Raw genomic sequence first — 17,903 nt, 5'->3', positions numbered from 1 at the left:
CCTCAAGTATAGAACATATCTTCGACAAATGGAAGAGTTATCCACAGGCCCCGCGTCGTTGCAGCGCTGTTCAGAACAGCGCGGCCGGCAGTGCACCCTCGTGCTCGAGCAGCCAGCGCTTGGTGAGAAGGCCCTCGCCGGGACCGCCTCCGGAGTACCCGCCGAGCCCGTCGCTCGCGACCACGCGGTGGCACGGCACGATGATCGGGATGGGGTTGGCGCCCATGATGGATCCGATCGCCCGCGCGGGCACGGCCGTGCCGCTGCGCTCAGCGAGTTCGCCGTAGGTCACGGTCTCGCCGTGGCCGACCGTGTCGTAGAGCACGTGGAGCACCGCGTTCGTGACGTCGGATTGCGGGCCGAGGTCGAAGGGCAGGTCGAAGTCCGACCGCTCCCCCGCGAAGTACGCGCCCAGTTGCGCGAGCGCCTCGGCGAGCAGCGGATCCCGCTCGGCGTCCTGGGGCGATCCCGGCGCCCGCGATGCGGAGCGCGGCCAAGTCACCCGGGTGATCGCGACCCCGTCGCTGTGCACGGCGAGCACGCCCACCGGCGTGGTGATCGAGCCGGAGTAGGTCATCCCGCGATCGTACGCCGGGGGTCGGACGCTGGTCGTGCTGGCACCCCTGTCACACTTCGGCCTGCGGATCCGACACCCTCCTGAAGGCCGCACGAGCGCCCGCGAGACCCGCGGGCCCGGCCACGGAAGGAACGACGATGACCAGGATCGACATGGCCCGCACCAACAGGCTCGGCTACGCCGCTGTGCTCGGAATGGAGGCGTACTCCCGCAAGAGCGTGGAGCCGCGGCTGTACGAGCTCATCAAGCTGCGTGCATCGATCCTGAACGGATGCGGATTCTGCGTCGACATGCACGCGACCGAGGGCGCCAAGCGCGGAATCCCGCAGCGCACGCTGCACGCGGTCGGCGCATGGCAGCACGCGAAGGGCTTCTTCGATGCACGCGAGCTCGCGGCGCTCGCCCTGACCGACGCCGTCACGCAGCTCGGCCCCGAGACCGTGACGGACGAGATCTGGAACGCCGCGGCGCAGCACTTCGACGAGGGAGAGCTCGGCGGGCTGGTGATGGCCATCTGCACGATCAACGTGTGGAACCGCATCGCGATCGCCACCGAGATGGCGCCGCCGATCGACGACAAGCACCCGATCGTCTGAGCGGTGCCGGATCCCGGGCGGTACCGTGGGCGCATGACCCTCGCCTCCCCCGCCACCCGTGCGTGGCAGGCGGAGCGGGGCCGCCTGATCGGCATCGCCTACCGGATGCTCGGCGACTACGGCCATGCCGAAGACGTCGTGTCCGAGGTCGCGATCGAGGCCCTGCAGCAGGAACGCGCCGAACGCGCCGATCCGGCCGAGCCCGCCCCGGGCGGAGCCTCGTCGGCGGGGCGTGTGCGTTCCTGGCCCGCGTGGCTGACGACCGTGTGCGTGCGCCGCTCGATCGACCGTGTGCGTGCACTCGCCGCGATGCGCGAGGACTACATCGGCCCATGGCTGCCGGAGCCCGTCGCGACCTCGCGGCTGCCCGAGGACGCAGTGGCCGATCGCGAGCTGCTCTCCCTCGCGCTGCTGCACATGGCCGAGCAGCTCGCGCCCGAAGCCAGGGCGGCCGTCGTGCTGCACCGGGCGTTCGGGATGTCGGCCGTGGAGATCGGACCGATCCTGGAGAAGTCGCCTGCCGCGGTGCGGCAGCTCGTCTCCCGCGGCGAACGCCGGCTGCGCCTGGCCGACGACCCCTCCCTCACGCGCGCGGCGGATCCGGCCGCGCTCGGCGCTCTGCTCGCGGCGGTCGAGCACGGTGATATCTCGGGCGTCCTCGCCCTGCTCTCCGACGACGCGATCCTGTGGAACGACGGGGGCGGCAAGGTCAGCGCCGCGCGCAACCCGATCTTCGGCGCGGACCGTGTGCGGCGCTTCCTCGTCGGCGTGCTGCAGAAGGCGACGGCCGATCCCGCCCTGCCGTTCTCCGTGATGCGGCTGGATGTCAACGGAGAGCCGGCGATCGCGTTCCTGCGCTCCGGCCGCACCGATGTGCTCGCGCTCGAGTTCGGAGTCGACGGGCTGATCCACGGGCTCCGCCAGGTCTGCAACCCGGACAAGCTCGCGTACGCGCTCTGACCCAGAGCGCCGAGGCCGACGCGTCCCCGCGATGCGACTCCCTCAGCCGACGGCCTGGTCCGCCTGCCATGCCGTGAGGTGGAGTTCGGTGCCGGGCACCACGTCGGGATAGCCGTTCAGTACGCACTCCTTCTCGGAGACCACGCACTCCTTCTCGGAGACGTTGATCGCGAAGCCCGACCCTGGCCCCACCCTGACGTCCGCGCCGCCCCCGCCGCTTCAGTCCAGGAGGTGCCGGGTGTAGCGCCCTGGCTCGTCGAGGAACGACCGCCAGTGCCGCACGAGCTCCAGATCCTCCCAGACCGCCGGGCGGAGTCCCCACTCCCCGACCTCGAGGATCCTCGCGCCGGGCAGCGCGGCGAGCACCGGCGAGTGCGTCGCGCAGAGCACCTGCCCGCCCTCCTCGGCGATCCGGCGCAGCACGGCGATGAGGCTCAGGGTCGAGGAGAACGAGAGCGCCGCCTCCGGCTCGTCGAGGCAGTAGAAGCCGGGGTCGTCGAACCGCGACTCGAGCAGCGCGAGGAAGGACTCGCCATGGCTCATCTCGTGGAAGAGCGGCTCCGGCCCCGGTGAGGGGTTCTCCTCGAGGTACGTGTAGAACGAGTGCATCGTCTCGGCGCGCAGGAAGAAGCCCCACCGGTTCGCCCCCACGCCGCGCTGGATGCGGAGCCAGTCCGAGAGCGGTGACTCGGTGGGGCGGGTACTGTGCCGCGCCTGACGGGATCCCCCCTCGGGCGAGAGCCCGTAGGCGATCGCGATGCCCTCGACCAGCGTCGACTTGCCGCTGCCGTTCTCGCCGACCAGGAACGTCACGCCGGCATCAAGGTCGATGCCCTCCCGCAGCACCTGCGCGACGGCGGGAATGCTCGCGGGCCAGGTGCGGCCCGCGGCGGGGGCGTCGTCCGCGGGGTGCACCGCGACGACGGGCTGCTGCCGGCGTCGACGGCTGTGCGGGTCCCAGAACGGATCCATGACACTCCCCTCAGACGATCGGCTCTGATCCATTGTGCCGGGCGGGACCGACAGGGCCGTGGCCAGGCGCCGGGGTCGGCCCTGCCCCGGCGCACGGGAGGAGAGCCCGGCCGTCAGGGGTTCCCCAGACCGGGACCGGGAGGATGGGTCCGTGAGCCAGGAGACGAGTGAGCAGGTCAGGGCGCGACGTGCGACCCCTCGTCGTGGCGCCGTGATCGCGATCCTGCTGATCACCGCCGCGCTCACCGCGACCGTGCTGCTCGGCGCCGTCCCTGGCCTCGTCGGGACCGGGATCGCCGTCGTCCTGCCCTGGCTGGGGTTCGTCCTGGTCCCGCTCGTGATCGCCGCGCTGCTGATCCGGCCGCGCACGGCGTGGATCACCGCGGTGCCGGTGGTCGCCTGGACCGTGGCGCTGTGGGGGTTCCTCCCCGTGCCGTGGCAGGGCGAGCCGTCCGCCGGGAACGGCGGGCTGCTGATCGCGACGCAGAACGTCGAGGCAGGATCGGGGACCGGGGCGGCGTCCGCCCGCGCCCTCGCCGACGAGGGCGCCGGGATCCTCGCGTTCACGGAGCTCGACGCCGACTCGGGATCGGCGATCGCGGACGAGCTCGCCGGCTCCTACCCGCACGCCTACCGCGTCGGCACGGTCGGTGTGTGGAGCCGCTACCCGATCCTCGACGAGGAGGCGCTCGATCTCGGACTCGGCTGGAAGCGCGCGCTGCGCGTCGAGGTCGACGCGCCGGGCGGCACCGTAAGCGTGTACGTGGTGCACGCCGCCTCGCTGCGCCCCGGCGCGCAGAGCGCGCGGGACGGCATGCTCTCCGCGCTGGGCGAGCGGATCCGCGACGACCGGAGTCCTCGTGTGATCGCCCTCGGCGACTTCAACGCCGTGTCGACGGATCCGGCCCTCGCTCCGATCGCCGGAGCACTCGGCGAAGTCCGGTTCGGCGGGTTCGGCCCGTCGTTCACCTGGCCCGCAGCGTTCCCGGCGGTCCGGATCGACCACGTGTTCCAGCGCGGCTATCCGTCCGCTTCCGGGCGGACGGCATCGGCCGGCGCCAGCGACCACCTCGCGGTCGTCGCCGCCCTGGGCGGCTGACGCCCCGCCAGAGGCCGGCCGACGACCTCAGCCGACGACCATGAGGACCCGGGCGTCTTCGGCGACGATCCCGGGTCCGCGGCCGACCACGCTGTCGTCCGTCTTCGCGGACGGCAGCACCAGCGTCTCCATCGCCGCCGCCGTGCTGCCCCCCGTGCTCACCCGCCCCGAGCGCACGACGACCGCGCGCACCGCGTCGGGCAGGACGGACGCCCCGTGCAGATCCGCGAAGACCAGCGCAGGCCGTGCCCGCGCGGTCACGGTGGACAGGACGACGATGCGGCTCAGCTCCGCGGCACGGAGCCGGGGCCGGTGCAGCTCCAGAAGGGAATCGGTGTGACGCAACACGCGCTCCTTGCGCAGCCCCACCGACGCCCCGGGTCCGACGTCGACCTGCGGCCCGCCGATCCCGGCGAGCACGTGCGTCGCCTCGTGTGCCAGATGCAGGATGCCGACCGGGCCCCGCAGCTCGACCAGTTGCAGTGTCCAGTGCAGTTCGCCGTTCGCGCCGCGCAGTCCGCAGATCTCGCGCACGTGCCCGCCCCCCGCGGCGAGGCCGCGCCTCGGCAGGCTCCGCAGCTGCAGGAGCTCGGCCGGGGCGGTGCTCGCCGCGAGGGACACGGGGTTCACCGGCTCAGGCCCGCGCGCCGGTGAGGACATAGCCCTCTTCGCCGTGCACCACGGTGTCGAGCCCGGCGATCTCGTCCTCGTCCTTGACCCGGAAGCCGAGAGTCTTCTCGATCACGAAGCCGATCGCATAGGCGAGGACGAAGGAGTACACCAGCACCGCTCCGGCGGCGAGCGCCTGCGCCGCGAGCTGTGCGAAGCTGCCGCTGTAGATCAGGCCCGTGCCGTTGGCGAAGATGCCGAGGTACAGCGTCCCGATGATGCCGCCGACGAGGTGGATGCCCACCACATCGAGGGAGTCGTCGAAGCCGAGCTTGAACTTCAGGTCGATGGCGAGCTGGCAGACGGCGCCGGCGAGCAGGCCCAGCACGACCGCCCAGATCGGGGTCAGCGAGGCGCAGGCCGGGGTGATCGCCACGAGACCCGCGACCGCACCGGACGCGGCGCCGACCGACGTCGGCTTGCCGTTGCGGATCTTCTCCATCACCAGCCAGCTCAGCAGCGCCGCAGCGGGCGCGGCGATCGTGTTCACGAACGCGACAGCGGCGGTGCCGTCGGCGGCCAGCTCAGAACCGGCGTTGAAGCCGAACCAGCCGAACCACAGCAGACCCGCACCGAGCAGGACGAACGGCGGGTTGTGCGGAACGTCCGCACCCTTCTGGAACCCGAGGCGCTTGCCGAGCACGAGGGCGAGGGCGAGGGCTGCGGCGCCCGCATTGATGTGCACCGCGGTGCCTCCGGCGAAGTCGATCGCACCGACGCCGAGCATGTCCTGCAGGCCGTGCGTGACCCAGCCGCCGTAGGCGAAGCTGCCGTCCTTGTTCAGGCCGAAGTTGAACACCCAGCTCGCGACGGGGAAATAGACGACCGTCGCCCAGATGCCGGCGAAGATCATCCAGGATCCGAACTTCGCGCGGTCGGCGATCGCTCCCGAGATGAGCGCGACCGTGATGATCGCGAACGTGGCCTGGAATGCGACGAACGCGAGCGGCGGGTAGGCGGCGTCCTTCGGCACCTCGAGCAGATTCGACAGTCCGATCGAGGACCAGTCGATCGTCCAGGGTGCGACAGTGCCGTGGTTGCCGGGGAAGGCGATCGCGTAGCCGTAGATCACCCACAGCACGCCGATGAGGCCGATCGCGCCGAAGCTCAGCATCATCATGCTGATCACGCTCTTGGCCTTGACGAGGCCTCCGTAGAAGAACGCAAGGCCGGGGGTCATCAGCAGCACGAGGGCCGCGCAGATCAAAACGAAGGCGGTGTTTCCCTGATCCATGAGGTCCGCTCCTCTCTGTCAGGACGCTCCTGCAGCGTCGGGTGACGTCAGACTGTCACTCGCGCGTTTCGCTTCGACGCGCGCAATGTTTCGGATCCGTTTCGTCGCGCGCACCCGGCGTGAACAAGCTGTGACGAAGACCCGTGCGCCTGGCAGGATGAGGCCATGCGTGCAGTGGTCTTCGATGCGGTCCGTTCCCAGCCCGAGGTGCGGATGGTCCCGGAGCCCGAGCTCCCGGCCGACGGCGTGCTCGTGCAGGTGAGGGCCACGGGCATGTGCCGGAGCGACTGGCACGCCTGGGCGGGGCACGACGACATCGCGTTCCCGCATGTACCGGGGCACGAGCTCGCCGGAACCATCGCCGCCGTCGGGCCGCAGGTGACCCGCTGGCGGGTCGGAGACCGCGTGACGGTGCCGTTCGTGTGCGGCTGCGGGCGCTGCGAGTGGTGCCTGTCCGGAAATGCGCAGGTCTGCCCGGATCAGCAGCAGCCGGGCTTCACGCACGGGGGATCCTTCGCCGAGGTCGTCGCCCTGCACGCCGCGGATCTGAATCTCGTCGCACTCCCGGACGAGGTGGACTTCGCCACCGCGGCGAGCCTCGGCTGCCGCTTCGCGACCGCGTTCCGGGCGCTCGTCGGGCGCGCCCAGGTGCGCGAGGACGAGTGGGTCACCGTGATCGGCGCCGGGGGCGTCGGCCTCAGCGCCGTCATGATCGCGAAGGCGTGCGGCGCCAGGGTGATCGCGGTGGACCGCAACCCGGAGGCGCTCGCGGTGGCGAAGGAGGTCGGCGCCGCGCACACGCTCCTCGCCGACGGAACCGCCATCCCGGCCGCTGTCGCCGCGCTGACCGGCGGGGGCAGCCACGTCTCCGTCGACGCCGTCGGCAGCGAGCAGACCCTCGCCGACGCGGTCCTCGGGCTGCGCCGGCGCGGCAGGCATGTGCAGATCGGCCTGCTCCCGCCGATCGACGGACATCCCCGCGTGCCGATGGAGCGCGTGATCGGCTGGGAGCTCGACCTGCTCGGCAGCCACGGGATGGCGGCCGCCGACTACCCCGCGATGATGGACCTGATCGCCGAGGGGCGCCTGGCCCCGCAACGCCTCATCGAGCGCACGATCGGGCTCGAGGAGGCGGCGGCCCTGCTGCCCGGGTTCGACCGGGCGACCGTGGCGGGCATGACCATGATCGATCCGCAGCAGCGCCGGTCTCAGCCCCTCAGCCGGGCCGCACGGGCGCGCAGATAGTCGCGCTCCGGGAGCGAGAGGGTCGCCCTGGCCGCGTCGAGGTACTCCTCGATCGCCTCGGCCGTGCGGCCCGCGCGTTCCAGCAGATGCGCGCGCACGGACGCGATCCGGCGACGGTCGCCGCGCACGCGCGGATCCGCGATCCCGTCGATCACGGCCAGCCCGGATTCCGGACCGTGCACCATCGCCTGGGCGACGGCGCGGTTGACCGTCGCGACGGGGTTGCCGGTCTCGAGCTCGAGCAGGCGGTACAGGGCGAGGATCTGCGGCCAGTCCGTCGTCCCGGTGCTGGGGGCGTCGTCGTGCAGCGCTGCGATCGCGGCCTGGATCGCGTAGGGGCCGTGGCGCCCGGCGGCGAGCGCAGCATCGAGGATCCCGGTCCCCTCGACGATCCTGTCCCGATCCCACCGCGTGCGATCCTGCTCGTCGAGCGGGATCAGCTCGCCGCGGGCGCCGGTGCGCGCGGCCCGGCGTGCATCGGTGAGCAGCATGAGCGCGAGGAGCCCCACGACCTCGACGTCGTCCGGGCGCTCGCGGTGCAGCATCCGGGCCAGGCGGATCGCCTCATCGCTGAGCCGCACGTCGTTGACGTCGGCACCCTCGGTGGCCGTATGCCCCTCGGTGAACATGACGTAGAGCACGGCGAGCACCGGATCCAGGCGGTCGGCGGGGTCGGAGGGCTCGGGGAAGACCGCCCCGGCAGCGCGGATCCGCGCCTTCGCCCGGCTGATCCGCTGGGCGATGGTCGCCTCGGGCAGCAGGTGCGCGCGGGCGATCTGCGCGGTCGAGAGGCCGGCGACCCCGCGCAGCGTGAGCGCCACCTGCGCGGGCATCGTGAGCGCGGGATGGCAGCACAGCCGCAGTACCTCGACGCTGTCGTCCGCGTGCGCCGTCTCGGCTTCCGCGAGGGGCCGCCAGGCGTCGGCATAGGCGTGCTCGCGCTCGCGGCGCTGGTGCTCGCTGCGGATCCGGTCGATCATGCGGCGTCGGGCGACGGTCAGCAGCCAGCCCTTCGCGTCCGAAGGAGCGCCCTCGGATGGCCATTGCCGGTGAGCGGCCAGGAGCGCCTCCTGCAGCGCGTCCTCGCAGAGATCCAGCTGCGCGGCTCCGTAGTGGCGCAGCAGCGCGGCGAGGACCTGCGGCGCGCTGCTGCGCCACAGGTCCTCGAAACCGCGATCGGTCACACGTCGGTCCCGGCGGAGAACATCACAGGGCGGACCTCGAGGGCGAGACCGTCGATCGCCGCGTCCGGGATCTGCCGGGCGAGTTCGACGGCGCGCTCCTCGGACTCGACCTCGATCAGGTAGTACCCGCCCATGAACTCCTTGGTCTCGGCGAACGGGCCGTCGACCACCTCAGAAGCCCCGGCCGTGCCGCGCACCACCTTGGACTGACTGGGGTCGGCGAGGGCGACGGTGCCGAGCATCTCGCCCGAGGCGGTGATGGTGTCGATGAACGCCTGGTGCCCCTCCCCGATCGCCTGCATCTGCTCCGCAGTGAGCGCATCCAGCACGTCCTGCCGCACCTGCATGAGGATCATGTACTTCATGGCCGTTCTCCTTCGATTCGCCGGGGGACCCGATGTCCGCCTCGATATGTGGTCGGAGCCGATGCCCAGTTCTCGACATCATTCTGCGCGCCGAACGCCGGGATGCGCCGCAGTCGCGCGGCGGTGACCCGGCGAGGGCGAGCATCGCGACGGCAGCCGCGAACGTCGACGTCGGCAGTCCGGCCGCTAGGCGCGCCTGCGGAAGATGCGTCCTGACACGGATGTGGGATGGATGCGCACCCAGCGATCTTTCGGTTCCGGCGCCCAGGGCGTGACCCCGGCGTTCTCGGCGTCGAGCGTGTCCGCATCCCGGTCGAACTCCTCGGCGACGCCCTTCACCATCACGCTGAACGCTTCGGCTCCGTCGGTCCCGTCGATCTCGAACACGACGCGCTGCCGGATGGTCAGCTCGAGCAGCTTCGTGCCCGCGGACGTGCGGAAGACGATCATCCCGTCGAGCACGGCATGGTTGATCGGGAAGACGTCGATCTCCTCCGCCGCGGCGACGGCGATCCGGCCGTACGGAGCCGCGTGGATCCGCTCCCAGCATTCGCTTTCGGTGAGAGCCCGTGTCGGCTCCCTGCCCTCTTCGATGTCCATGGCCCGATGATCCCCGGCTCGGCTGCTCTGTTCCGGGCCTAAGGTCCCGTCGGGCAGGCTGACCCGATCAGCTCCGTGCAGGTCCCGCACGTCCCGACCGTGCGGTGAAGCGTGCCGCGCGCCGCAGGACCCTGCGCGCGGCCGGACGCGACGGCCTGGCGACGGGCCGTGCGCTCATCCGCCGGAAGTACCAGAGCTTGGCGAGTTCGACGAGCACCAGGTAGACGATCAGCATCCCGACGAGCGCGAGGAAGAACGGCGCCGGCAGCGGAGTGAAGCCCAGCAGGCCGTTCGCGGGCGAGTACGGCAGCCATGCGCCGACGGCGATCGCGGCGAGCACGGTGATGATCAGCACCGGGGCGGGGCGGCTTCGCGTGAACGGCACTCTGCGGGTGCGGATCGCGAACACGATGAGCGTCTGCGTGGCGATGGACTCGATGAACCAGCCGGAGCGGAACTCGGGCGCGCCCGCATGGAAGACGAACAGCATCAACCCGAAGGTGGCGAAGTCGAAGAGGGAGGAGATCGGCCCGAACAGGAGCATGAAGCGACGGACGGCCGCGATATCCCAGTGCGACGGCGCGCGCAGCTGCTCGGGATCCACGCGATCCGCGGGGATCACGAGCTGGCTGGCGTCGTAGAGCAGGTTGTTGAGCAGGATCTGCCCCGGCAACATGGGCAGGAACGGCAGGATGACCGAGGCGACCGACGCGCTGAACATGTTGCCGAAGTTGCTGGACGTGCCCATCATCACGTACTTGATCGTGTTCGCGAAGATGCGCCGTCCCTCGGCCACCCCATCGGCCAGCACATCGAGGTCCTTGTCGAGCAGCAGCACGTCCGCTGCGTCCTTCGCGACATCGACGGCGGAGTCCACCGAGATGCCGATGTCGGCGCCGTGCAGCGCGAGCGCGTCGTTGACGCCGTCGCCGAGGAACCCCACGGCGCGTCCGCTGTGCCGCAACGCTCTCACGATGCGTGCCTTCTGCTCGGGCGAGACCCGTGCGAAGACCGTGGATCGCTCGGCGGCCACGATGAGCCCCGCGTCGTCGAGCTCGTCGATGTCGCCCCCGGTGAGCACGGCCCGCACGTCCAGACCCAGGTCGCCGCAGGTGCGGGCCGCGACCACGGCGCTGTCGCCTGTGCAGACCTTGACGGCGACTCCCAGATCGGCGAGCCGCTGCAGCGATGCCTGCGCGCCCGGCTTGACGCCGTCGGCGAAGATGAGGAGCCCCTCGAAGGCGAGGCCCTCATCGAGCCCGGGTGCGAGTGTCTCGGCGTGGGGCACCCCGCGACTGGCGACGGCGATCACACGGAACCCCTCGCCATAAAGCCCGTTCAGATCGGCGATCGATGTGTCCGGCACGCCGGTGCAGTGCGGCAGGACCGACTCGGCGGCGCCCTTCAGCACGATGATGCGATCGCGGCCGTCGCGCTCCGCGAGCACGGTGGTCGTCCGGCGCTCGTGGTCGAACGGGATCGCGTCGAGCCGGCGCCAGCCCGCGAACGCGCCCTCCTCTGCACGCGCGTCGAGGAGGGCCGCGTCGATCGCGTTCAGCCCGACCTCCGACGGTTCGTCGAGATCGGCGCCGGACGCGATCAGGCCCAGCTCGACCAGTCGCTGCGGCGCACCCGCTGCCACCGGCACCCCCCGCGCGAACACGATCTCCCCCGTCGTGAGCGTCCCCGTCTTGTCGGTGACGAGCAGGTCGAGATCTCCGAGATCCTCGATGCACACCACTCTCTTGACCAGAACACGGCGACGGGCCATCGCCCGCGATCCCGCGGCGAGGCTGGTGCTGACCACGGCAGGGAGGAGCTGCGGCGTGATGCCCACGGCGATGGCCAGGGAGAAGAGCAGCGACTGGATCAGAGGGCGTCCGAGCAGCACCGCGATCACGAAGATCGTCGCCGTGAGGATGATCGCGACGAGCAGCAGGAACCTCGAGAACCGGCCGAGACCCCGCTGGAACTCCGTCTGCGGTTCCTGCGCGGCGAGCCCTGCGGCGATCCGACCGAACTCCGCCTCGGCGCCGGTCGCCACGACCACGCCGTCGCCGGCTCCTGCATGCACCACGGTCCCCATGAGCGCACCGGAGGTCAGACCTCCCACGCCGGTGCCCGCGGGGACGGTCGCCGTGCCCTTCGACGCCGGGTGCGCTTCCCCGGTGAGGATGCTCTCGTCGCACTCCAGCCCCTCCGCGCGAAGGAGACGGAGATCGGCGGGTATGACCGCCCCGACCGAAAGAGCGACCACATCCCCGACCACGAGCTCCGTCACGTCCACGCGCTGCAGGGTTCCTGCGCGCCGCACGATCGCGGTGTGGCGCAGCCGATCGTGCATGGCATCGGCCGCGCGCTCGGCGCGGAACTCGTTGACGAAGCCGAGACCGATGCTGATCAGCAGGATCACCCCGATCACGACCGCATCGGTGGCATCGCCGACGAATCCGGCGACGACCGCCGTCGCGAAGAGCATCAGGACGATCGGGCTGCGCACCTGCCTGCCCAGGACGCGCCAGGGGCGGGCACGATGGCCGCGGATCGCGTTGGGTCCCTGACGCTCGAGTCGCGCGCGCGCCTCCTCGGGATCGAGCCCGTGCACCCCGGACCCGAGTTCGGACAGCACCGTCGTCACGTCCTCCGCGGCGCACCGGCGGACCGCGCTCAGCGCGCCACCATCGCCCGGAGCGCGGCCGACGGGCTGGATCCGCCCGTCCTTCGTCGCGCCGATGGTCCCCTCAGCCGACACGACTCCAACTCCACTCCGCGACCGCGGGGATGTCCTCGCCGTGTTCACGCGTGTATGCCCGAGCCCGAAGGCGCGCATCCTGCAGCTCCTGCCGCAGACCGGCGCAGCGCTGGGCCAGGCCGGGAACCCTGTCGATCGCGTCGATCGCCAGCTGGTAACGGTCGAGGTCGTTGAGCATGACCATGTCGAACGGCGTCGTGGTCGTGCCGTTCTCCTTGTAGCCGCGCACGTGGAGGTTGTCGTGTCCGTGCCGCTTGTAGGCCAGCCGGTGGATGAGCCAGGGATAGCCGTGATAGGCGAAGATCACCGGCCGGTCGGCGGTGAAGATCGCATCGAACTCCCGATCGGACAGTCCGTGCGGGTGCTCGCTCTCCGACTGCAGGCGCATCAGATCCACGACGTTGACCACGCGCACCCGCAACTCCGGCAGAGCGTTGCGCAGGATCTGGGCCGCCGCCAGCACCTCGAGCGTCGGGACGTCGCCGGCCGCGGCCAGCACGACATCCGGATCCTGCCCCGTGACCTCGGTGCCCGCCCACTCCAGGATCCCGAGGCCTCGCGTGCAGTGTTGCACGGCCTCCTCCATGGTGAGCCAGTTCGGGGCAGGCTGCTTCCCGGCGACGACGACGTTGACGTAGTCCACCGAGCGGAGGCAGTGGTCGTAGGTGGACAGCAGCGTGTTCGCGTCGAACGGGAGATACACGCGCACCACCTCGGCGCTCTTGTTCACGACGTGGTCGATGAAGCCGGGATCCTGGTGGCTGAACCCGTTGTGGTCCTGCCGCCAGACGTGGCTGGTGAGCAGATAGTTCAGGCTCGAGATCGAACGCCGCCACGGGATGTCGCGCGTGACCTTGAGCCACTTCGCGTGCTGGTTGAACATGGAATCGACGATGTGGATGAACGCCTCGTAGCAGTTGAACAGGCCATGCCGGCCGGTCAGCAGATAGCCCTCGAGCCAGCCCTGGCACTGGTGCTCGCTCAGCATCTCCATGACTCGGCCGACGCGGGCGAGATGATCGTCCGTGGGCAGGATCCGGGCACCCCACTGCTTCTGCGTGGCCGCGTAGACGGCAGGCGCGAGGCGGTTCGACGCGGTTTCGTCCGGGCCGAAGATCCGGAATGTGGAGGGGTTGCGCCGGATGACCTCGGCGAGCCAGGTTCCGAGCACTCTGGTCGCCTCGGCACTCGTGGCCCCGGGGGCGGGGACGTCCACGGCGAACTCCCGGAAGTCCGGCAGCGTCAGCGGTTCGCGGAGGAGGCCGCCGTTCGCGACCGGGTTCGCACTCATCCGATGCTCCCCGTCCGGAGCGAGCCGGCTGATGAGCGCGACCGGTGCGCCGTCCGCGTCGAAGAGCTCGTCCGGCCGGTATCGGCGCATCCAGTCCTCGAGGATCCGGAGATGCTCTGGCGTGTCCCGCGCGCTCGCGAGCGGCACCTGGTGAGCGCGATAGGTCCCTTCCACGAGCACGCCGTCGACCTCGTGCGGCCCGGTCCAGCCCTTCGGCGTGCGGAGGATGATCATCGGCCACTCCGGCGTCGCCATCACCGGGTCATCGGAGCGGTATCGGCCCGCCAGCGCCTCGGCGCGGATGCGGGCGATCTCGTCAAACACCTCCTCGAGCAGAGCCGAGAACCGACGATGGACACTGATCGGATCCTCGTCGTCGAACCCGCCCGTGAACACGTACGGCGTGTATCCGTAGCCGCGGAACAGCTCGACCAGCCGTCTCTCCGGGATGCGCGCGAGCACGGTCGGGTTCGCGATCTTGTAGCCGTTCAGGTGCAGGATCGGCAGGACCGTGCCGTCCTGCACGGGATCGAGGAACTTGTTCGAGTGCCAGCCCGTCGCCGCAGGTCCGGTCTCCGCCTCGCCGTCGCCCACGACGCAGGTCACGACCAGATCGGGGTTGTCGAAGGCGGCGCCGAACGCGTGGCTGAGCGAGTAGCCCAGCTCGCCGCCTTCGTGGATCGATCCCGGCGTCTCCGGGGCGACATGGCTCGGGATTCCGCCGGGGAAGGAGAACTGGCGGAACAGCGCGCGCACTCCGTCCTCATCCCTCCGGATGTGCGGATAGACCTCGGAGTAGGTGCCGTCCAGGTAGGTGTTCGCGACCATTCCCGGACCGCCGTGGCCCGGGCCGGTGACGAAGATCGAGCTCAGCTCGCGATCCCGGATGACCCGGTTGAGGTGCGCGTAGAGGAAGTTCAGCCCCGGGGTCGTCCCCCAGTGCCCGAGCAGTCGCGGCTTCACGTCCTCCGGCGTGAGCGGCCGACGCAGCAGCGGGTCGTTCTGCAGGTAGATCTGGCCGACGCTGAGATAGTTCGCCGCACGCCACCAGGCGTCGATGCTGACAAGGTCTGAATCGGGGACGCCGTCCTCCGGCGTCGAGGAGTTCTTCGTCGGGGGCGTCTCGCTCATGGTTGCAGCCTCGTCCTCTCGCTGTCTTCGTGTCGGGCCATTGGTCCTTCGATCGGGGCCTGCGCCGCGAATGCGCGCTCCGGGGTCAGCGGCCCGCGCAGCGCCCGCAGCGCGTACAGGATCGTGGCGAGATCCACGAGCTCCTGGACGAGCGCCCCCGCGACGGCGGGGATGACGCCGGTCATGGCGACGATCATGAGCGCGATGCTCAGTGCGATCCCGATCCAGATCGCGGTCAGCGCGACCCGCACGGTGTGCCGGCCGATCTCCACCGCGTGCGCGACCTTCGCCAGGGAGTCCACGAGGATCACGGCGTCGGCCGCCTCCCCCGCAGCGGTGGCCCCTTTCGCGCCCATCGCGATCCCCACATCGGATGCGGCGAGCACCGGGGCGTCGTTCACGCCGTCGCCGACCATCATGAGCGGGCGCGGACGCAGGTCGCGGGCGAGCCGCACCTTGTCGTCCGGCAGGAGCTCGGCGTGCACCTCGGCGATGCCCACCTGCGCCGCGATCGGATCCGCCGTCGCCGCGGCGTCGCCGGTCAGCATCACGATCTGCCCCACGCCGTGGTCGCGGAGCCAGGCGACGACGCCCGGCGACTCAGGACGCGGGGCGTCGGCCAGCACCAGGGCGCCGGCGTGACGCCCGTCGATTGCGACGTACGCCGCCGCCTGCCCCGACACCAGGTCGGTGCGGGCGAACCCCGGCACGAGGGAGGCGATGTACGCGGGCTTGCCCACGACCACCGTCCGCCCGCCGATGCGCGCCATCACCCCGTTCGTCGCGACCTCGCTCGCGTCCTCGGCCGTCTCGAGCGCGAGGCCGCGGTCGCGTGCCGCCGCACGGATCCCCGCCGCGAGGGCGTGCGAGGAGTACTGCTCCGCCGATGCGGCGAGGCCCAGCACCTCCTCCGCCGTGAACCCGGCCACGGGCCGGACGTCCACGAGGGCCGGCCTGCCGCGAGTGAGGGTGCCCGTCTTGTCGAACGCGACCGAGCGCACCCGCGAGAGCGTCTCGATGACCGCGCCGCCCTTGAGCACGATCCCATCCTTCGCCGACCGCGACAAGCCGCCGAGGAACGCGACGGGCGCGGCGATCAGCAGCGGGCACGGCGTCGCCAGCACCAGCACCTCGGCGAACCTCACCGCCTCGCCGGAGAGCGCCCACGCGAGCCCGCCGAGCAGGAGCGACACCGCAGTGAACGGGATCGCGAACCGGTCCGCTAGCCGCACGACGGGGGCGCGCGAGTCCTGCGCCTGTCGCACGAGCGCGAGGATCTGCTGGTACTGGCTGTCGGCGCTGCGCCGCACGGCCCTCGCCCGCGCGATGCGGGTGCCGTTGACGGCGCCGGAGAGCGCGGTCTCCCCCGCGGTGCGCGTCACGGGCAGGCTCTCGCCCGTGAGCGAGGACTCGTCGAAGGAGACCTCCTCGGTCAGGAGCTCGCAGTCCACGGGAACGATCTCGGAAGGACGGATCAGCAGCACGTCGCCGATCACGACTTCGTCGACCGGCACGTCCCGGACGAGCTCGCCGTCGCCCTCTCCATCGGTCGTGACGACGTGCGCGGTCTGCGGCGAGCGCTCGAGCAGAGCGGTCAGCTCCCGCTTGGCGCGGCGGGCCGCCACCTCCTCGAGAGCCTCGCCCCCGGAGAGCATCAGCACGATGATGAGGGAGGCGACGTACTCGCCGACCGCGAGGGTCGCGACCATGGCGACGATCGCCAGCACGTCCAGCCCGAACCGGCCTCGCAGCATCTCGCGGATCATCTGCGCGAGCGTCCACAGCACGAAGCCGCCCACCAGGATCGTCGCGATCCATCGGGCGAGGACGGCCTGGCCGATCAGGCTGAGCACGAGGACCGCGGCGAGCGTCAGAAGTGCAAGAGGTATCGCCGGCTGCCGCCTCATCGCCTTCAGCACTGCCATGTCCTCGAGCTCTTCCTCTCCGGTGGCGCGCGGTTCCGCCCCGCCCCCACCCTCCCGCGCCCTCGTGGCACCCGCAAGTGACTTTCGTCCCGTGCCCCGGCGCGGAGGGAGAGGAGCGTGAGCGCATGAACACCTCTGCGAACGCTCCGATCCTCGTCGGCGTCGACGGCTCCGACTCCTCACTCGACGCCCTCCGATACGCGGCGAAGCTCTCAGCCGCTCTCGATCTTCCGCTTCGCGCGGTCACGACTTGGGACTACCCGGCGCTCGTCGACCTCTATCCCAGCATCGGCTGGACCCCCGACAAAGACGCGGCGGTCCTCCTCGATGCCGCGATCAAGGACGTGTTCGCGGGCGATCCGCCGGAGGCACTGACGGCGGTGGTGCTGGCCGGACCCGCCGCACCGGTTCTCATCGAGGAGAGCCATCGCGCCGAGATGCTCGTGATGGGCAGCCGCGGCCGAGGCGGATTCGCCGGCCTCCTGCTCGGATCCGTCAGCGCGACCTGTGCGTCGCACGCGCACTGCCCCGTCCTCATCGTGCGGCACGAGAAGCAGAAGGACTGAGGGCCGGACCGGCGCCGCGGCTAGCGGTCGCGGCGCCGGTCCCGCTCGATCTCGAACACCGCCGCCTGCGTGCGATGGTCGAGTCCCAGCTTGCGGAGCAGGCCCGAGACGTAGTTCTTGACGGTCTTCTCGGCCAGGCCCAGCCGTTCGCCGATCTGCCGGTTGGTGAGCCCGTCCGCGATGAGCGCGAGGATCTGCCGTTCGCGCAGACCCAGTGATCCGAATCGGGGATCCTCCTCGGGGGCGTCGCGCATGCGTTGCATCGCGTTGCGTTCCGCACCCGGGTGCAGAAGCCTCCTGCCCGCCGCGACGGCGCGGATGGCGTCGAGCAGCCCGGCGGCGCGGACGCTCTTCAGGAGATACCCGGCGGCGTCGGCCATCACGGCCGCGAACATGGCGTCGTCGTCGTCGTAGGCCGTGAGGATGAGGCACTGCACCTGCGGATGGTCCTGCCGGATCTGCCGGCAGAGGTCGATCCCGTTCCCGTCCGGAAGCCGGACATCGAGCACGGCCACATCGGGCTGCGTCGCCGCGATCCGTGCAAGGGCGTCGTGGACGGTGGCGGCCTCGCCGACCACCGTCAGATCGGGCTGCCCGCCGACAACCCCTGCGAGCCCTTGCCGGACGATCTCGTGATCGTCGACGAGGAACACACTGCTCATGCGAACTCCCTTTCCTCCGGCGCGCGCCGACTCCCGTCCGCGGCGCTCGCTCCGGGCCGCGAGGATCGGCGATCC

At 71.0% G+C, this 17,903-nt stretch carries 16 protein-coding genes; 5 read left to right on the top strand and 11 right to left on the bottom strand.

All coding sequences use genetic code 11. The features are described from left to right. Positions 1-70: 70 nt before the first annotated feature. Complete coding sequence (locus ACFC1J_RS16680) at positions 71-577, bottom strand: methylated-DNA--[protein]-cysteine S-methyltransferase (protein ID WP_375908549.1); 507 nt, start codon at positions 575-577, stop codon at positions 71-73. Between the two features lie 137 nt (positions 578-714). Between ACFC1J_RS16680 and ACFC1J_RS16675 the strand changes: the two genes are divergently transcribed. Together ACFC1J_RS16675 and ACFC1J_RS16670 are read left to right on the top strand one after the other, a co-directional pair. Then, positions 715-1,173, top strand: a complete 459-nt coding sequence (locus ACFC1J_RS16675) for a carboxymuconolactone decarboxylase family protein (protein ID WP_375908546.1) — start codon at positions 715-717, stop codon at positions 1,171-1,173. Positions 1,174-1,206: 33 nt separating this feature from the next. Further along, entirely contained in the window at positions 1,207-2,133 is a 927-nt protein-coding gene (locus tag ACFC1J_RS16670; RefSeq protein ID WP_375908543.1) for a sigma factor-like helix-turn-helix DNA-binding protein, read from the top strand. A 219-nt stretch (positions 2,134-2,352) separates the two neighbouring features. Here ACFC1J_RS16670 and ACFC1J_RS16665 read toward each other — a convergent pair whose 3' ends face one another. Beyond that, positions 2,353-3,105: an AAA family ATPase gene (locus ACFC1J_RS16665; RefSeq protein WP_375908540.1), complete on the bottom strand. Its 753-nt coding sequence runs from the start codon at positions 3,103-3,105 to the stop codon at positions 2,353-2,355. 151 nt (positions 3,106-3,256) lie between these two features. Here ACFC1J_RS16665 and ACFC1J_RS16660 point away from each other — a divergent pair, with 151 nt between their 5' ends. After that, complete coding sequence (locus tag ACFC1J_RS16660; protein ID WP_375908537.1) at positions 3,257-4,204, top strand: endonuclease/exonuclease/phosphatase family protein; 948 nt, start codon at positions 3,257-3,259, stop codon at positions 4,202-4,204. Between the two features lie 27 nt (positions 4,205-4,231). On the opposite strand, the gene ACFC1J_RS16655 is transcribed toward ACFC1J_RS16660, so the two are convergent. Further along, positions 4,232-4,864 carry a hypothetical protein gene (locus ACFC1J_RS16655; protein ID WP_375908534.1) on the bottom strand — a complete coding sequence of 211 codons (633 nt, stop codon included), beginning with the start codon at positions 4,862-4,864 and terminating at the stop codon, positions 4,232-4,234. Next, complete coding sequence (locus tag ACFC1J_RS16650) at positions 4,839-6,107, bottom strand: ammonium transporter (protein WP_375908531.1); 1,269 nt, start codon at positions 6,105-6,107, stop codon at positions 4,839-4,841. The genes ACFC1J_RS16655 and ACFC1J_RS16650 overlap by 26 nt, the downstream gene beginning before the upstream one ends. A gap of 165 nt (positions 6,108-6,272) precedes the next feature. Between ACFC1J_RS16650 and ACFC1J_RS16645 the strand changes: the two genes are divergently transcribed. Next, positions 6,273-7,352 carry a zinc-dependent alcohol dehydrogenase family protein gene (locus ACFC1J_RS16645; RefSeq protein ID WP_375908528.1) on the top strand — a complete coding sequence of 360 codons (1,080 nt, stop codon included), beginning with the start codon at positions 6,273-6,275 and terminating at the stop codon, positions 7,350-7,352. Here the strand turns inward: ACFC1J_RS16645 and ACFC1J_RS16640 are convergent. The 6 genes from ACFC1J_RS16640 to ACFC1J_RS16615 all read right to left on the bottom strand — a co-directional run bounded on the left by ACFC1J_RS16640 (position 7,316) and on the right by ACFC1J_RS16615 (position 16,600). Beyond that, positions 7,316-8,536, bottom strand: coding sequence for an RNA polymerase sigma factor (locus ACFC1J_RS16640; protein WP_375908525.1), 1,221 nt, complete (start codon positions 8,534-8,536; stop codon positions 7,316-7,318). The genes ACFC1J_RS16645 and ACFC1J_RS16640 overlap by 37 nt on opposite strands. Further along, positions 8,533-8,901, bottom strand: coding sequence for a YciI family protein (locus ACFC1J_RS16635; protein WP_375908522.1), 369 nt, complete (start codon positions 8,899-8,901; stop codon positions 8,533-8,535). The genes ACFC1J_RS16640 and ACFC1J_RS16635 overlap by 4 nt, the downstream gene beginning before the upstream one ends. Before the next feature lie 186 nt (positions 8,902-9,087). After that, a complete protein-coding gene (locus tag ACFC1J_RS16630; protein ID WP_375908519.1) occupies positions 9,088-9,501 on the bottom strand; it encodes a pyridoxamine 5'-phosphate oxidase family protein in 414 nt (137 codons plus the stop codon). A gap of 67 nt (positions 9,502-9,568) precedes the next feature. Further along, positions 9,569-12,253, bottom strand: coding sequence for a magnesium-translocating P-type ATPase (gene mgtA / locus ACFC1J_RS16625; RefSeq protein WP_375908516.1), 2,685 nt, complete (start codon positions 12,251-12,253; stop codon positions 9,569-9,571). Then, positions 12,243-14,675: a phosphoketolase gene (locus ACFC1J_RS16620; RefSeq protein WP_375908513.1), complete on the bottom strand. Its 2,433-nt coding sequence runs from the start codon at positions 14,673-14,675 to the stop codon at positions 12,243-12,245. The genes mgtA and ACFC1J_RS16620 overlap by 11 nt, the downstream gene beginning before the upstream one ends. Then, entirely contained in the window at positions 14,672-16,600 is a 1,929-nt protein-coding gene (locus ACFC1J_RS16615) for a heavy metal translocating P-type ATPase (protein ID WP_375908511.1), read from the bottom strand. Before ACFC1J_RS16615 ends, ACFC1J_RS16620 begins: the two co-directional genes overlap by 4 nt. A 125-nt stretch (positions 16,601-16,725) precedes the next feature. On the opposite strand from ACFC1J_RS16615, the gene ACFC1J_RS16610 reads away from it, so the two are divergent. Beyond that, on the top strand, positions 16,726-17,166 hold the full coding sequence (locus ACFC1J_RS16610) for a universal stress protein (protein ID WP_375908508.1): 441 nt from the start codon (positions 16,726-16,728) through the stop codon (positions 17,164-17,166). Positions 17,167-17,186: 20 nt separating this feature from the next. On the opposite strand, the gene ACFC1J_RS16605 is transcribed toward ACFC1J_RS16610, so the two are convergent. Continuing rightward, positions 17,187-17,828, bottom strand: coding sequence for a response regulator (locus tag ACFC1J_RS16605; RefSeq protein ID WP_375908505.1), 642 nt, complete (start codon positions 17,826-17,828; stop codon positions 17,187-17,189). Positions 17,829-17,903: the final 75 nt, after the last annotated feature.

Origin of the sequence: Microbacterium sp. NPDC056052 (genome assembly GCF_042266785.1) — a bacterium.
Lineage (GTDB): Bacteria > Actinomycetota > Actinomycetes > Actinomycetales > Microbacteriaceae > Microbacterium.
This window is presented reverse-complemented; position numbering and strand designations above follow the sequence as displayed.